Origin of the sequence: Brachyspira sp. (genome assembly GCF_050873525.1) — a bacterium.
Classification (GTDB): Bacteria; Spirochaetota; Brachyspiria; order Brachyspirales; family Brachyspiraceae; genus Brachyspira.
Map to the genome: position 1 here is coordinate 1 of NZ_JBNMIZ010000298.1, position 2,465 is coordinate 2,465.

General features: G+C 31.3%; 2 protein-coding genes. Both read left to right on the forward strand.

What is annotated here, in order from left to right; translation table 11 throughout:
• The coding region (gene truA / locus ACR0QS_RS12755; protein WP_432633831.1) for a tRNA pseudouridine(38-40) synthase TruA at positions 1–726 on the forward strand (726 nt) is incomplete at its 5' end.
• A 406-nt stretch (positions 727–1,132) separates the two neighbouring features.
• The gene (locus ACR0QS_RS12760; protein WP_432633832.1) at positions 1,133–1,900 is read left to right on the forward strand and encodes a PorT family protein; all 768 of its coding nucleotides are present in this window, start codon (positions 1,133–1,135) and stop codon (positions 1,898–1,900) included.
• The last annotated feature ends 565 nt before the right edge of the window (positions 1,901–2,465 follow it).

Here is a 2,465-nt window from a genome sequence, read left to right on the forward strand (position 1 = left end):
ATACAATATGACGGCACGGATTTTTGCGGATGGCAGATACAACCGAATTTAAGAACGGTTCAAGGAGAAATATTTAAAGCCGTTCAAAAAATATATTCAGAAAAAATAACTATTTACGGCTGCGGAAGAACGGACGCGGGAGTTCATGCTTTGGGGCAGGTTGCGAATTTTAGAGTTCCAAAAATGCTCGTTCCGATAGAGAGAGTTCATATAGCTTTAAATTCATGTTTGCCGAAAGATATAAGAATAATATCGGCGGAGATTATGCCAGAAAATTTTAATGCGAGGGCTTCGGCTAATTTTAGAGAATATTTATATATAGTTTATAATGGAGATATTTCCTATCCGTTTTATGAAAGATACGCTTGGTTTTATAGAAAAAATATTATAAACGAAAAATTAATTAACGAATATGCAAAATATTTAATCGGAGAACATAATTTTACTTCATTTTGTTCAACCGAAGACGAAAACGATTCAAAGTTTCGATATATTGAGAGAGTTTTTGCGATAAGAAAAAAAGATATTGTATATTTGGTAATAAGAGGAAACGCATTTTTGCATAATATGGTTAGAATTATGGTTGGCACTTTAATCGAAGGACAGAGAAAAAATAAACCGATTAATTTTATAGAAGAAATAATAAAAGAAGAGGACAGAACTAAAGCTTTGGTTACTGCCCCCGCTCATGGATTATATTTTAGGAAAGCGTTTTTTAAGTATTGATAAAAAATAAAAAATATTTTATAAATTAAACATTATTTATTAAATATTTAAATTAATTGTTGACATTATTTTTAAAATATTGTATAATAATTTTTAATTAAATAGTTGACAAATATTTTTAAATATTATATAATTTGAAAATAATTAAATTAACGAAAAAAGAAATTTTAAAAGAGAGGGTTAAATGATTAAACACGGTGCAGTTACGTTACGTTACGTTACGTTACGTTACGTTACGCCAATCATTTAAACTTTTCCGACTTTTCTATTGCAAAAATCTTTTCATTAAATCATTTTATATATTGTCCGTTCTTTACGGATATTTTGGTTTCGATAACTTATTGGGAAAAAAGAAGAAACCCAATTTTGTTATAAATAAAAAATTTTTTCATCAAGGAGTAAAAAAATGAAAAACATCAAAAAAATTCTTCTAATTATGGCAATGACGATGGCGCTCGGAACATCGGCATTTGCGGCAAGCGGTTTCGAGTTTTTGTTCCAGTTGGCTGGCGGCGCTGGAGTCGTAATCCCAACTAAAGAAACTAAAGATTTGGGAATTAAAGGGCAAGTAAGTGCCGATGCGGATATTAGCGCGCAAATCGGCTATATGTTCCAAGTCAAAGACGGTTTCGGCATAAGCGTTTTGGGTGAATTAGGTTATGCTTGGGATTTGTATAATATGGGATACGGTTCTACAACCGTAGATAGTAGCACTACTGCAAGCGGAACAACTTATAGCGCTGAAGCTGGTATGTGGATTAATCAATACTATCATAGCTTCAAAATAGGGTTGCTTCCTAAATTCAATATTGGCGTTGGTAGAAAAGGAGCGATTGCAATAGGAATTGGCGGAGGAGTTAAAATCCCTATTTCTGGAAGGTCGTCAATGACTTATACTTTTGCAGTAGAAAATGCATCAACAAGAGAAGATGTTAAAACGGAAAATGATATTGCTCTTAAAAGACAAGATATAACGGATATGTTTTCGCCTTCCGTTATCGGCTACATGAAAGTGACTTTCGATTATTATTTGTTCTTCACGGATAATATCGGTATGAATTTCGGCTTGTATTTGGGCGGAGATTTTGGATTAAAACAAAAAGAAGTAAAAATTGGAGGCGATTCTTTTGACATTGGACTTCAATTAGGATTTAGATTTGGACCGAAAGCGTAAAAAAATCTTTTTCAATTAAAATATAATTCTAATTCACACATTCAAGAAACGGTTTATACTTAATTGTATAAGCCGTTTTTATTTTATAGATTAATTTTTTAGATTACTTGGCTCTGCCCGACTTTGTAGCGGACTTCGTCCTCGTTCCCATAGGACGCCTTCGGCGAATGACAAAGTTTTGCAAAACGAATAAATATATTCAAAAAATTAATTGAAGTTAGAAAAGATTTAATAAATAGAAGTTTGTCTTTTGAAAAATTAAAAAAGTTTAAACTACTTTGGTTCGCGGTTCGCGGTTCGCGGTTCGCGGTTCGCGGTGAACTGCAAATATTATTTATTAGATTTAATAACATAATGATTGAATTATACGATATTTAGAATTTTTTGTCAATAGTTTAAATAAAATTTTTTTTAAAAATTTATTGTCATTGTAAATGAAGTAAAGCGTGCAGTTGCCAAAAATCTAAAAAAATCAGGTTTTGACATAAAATTTATAAGCGAAACACATGATTAACCATTGAAGAAATATAAAAACTATAATACAGAACTTTATCTTATTTCTAGG

Excerpts from the sequence above, each read along its gene's own strand:
- ACR0QS_RS12760 (WP_432633832.1), top strand. The coding sequence starts at position 1,133 with ATGAAAAACATCAAAAAAATTCTTCTAATTATGGCAATGACGATGGCG.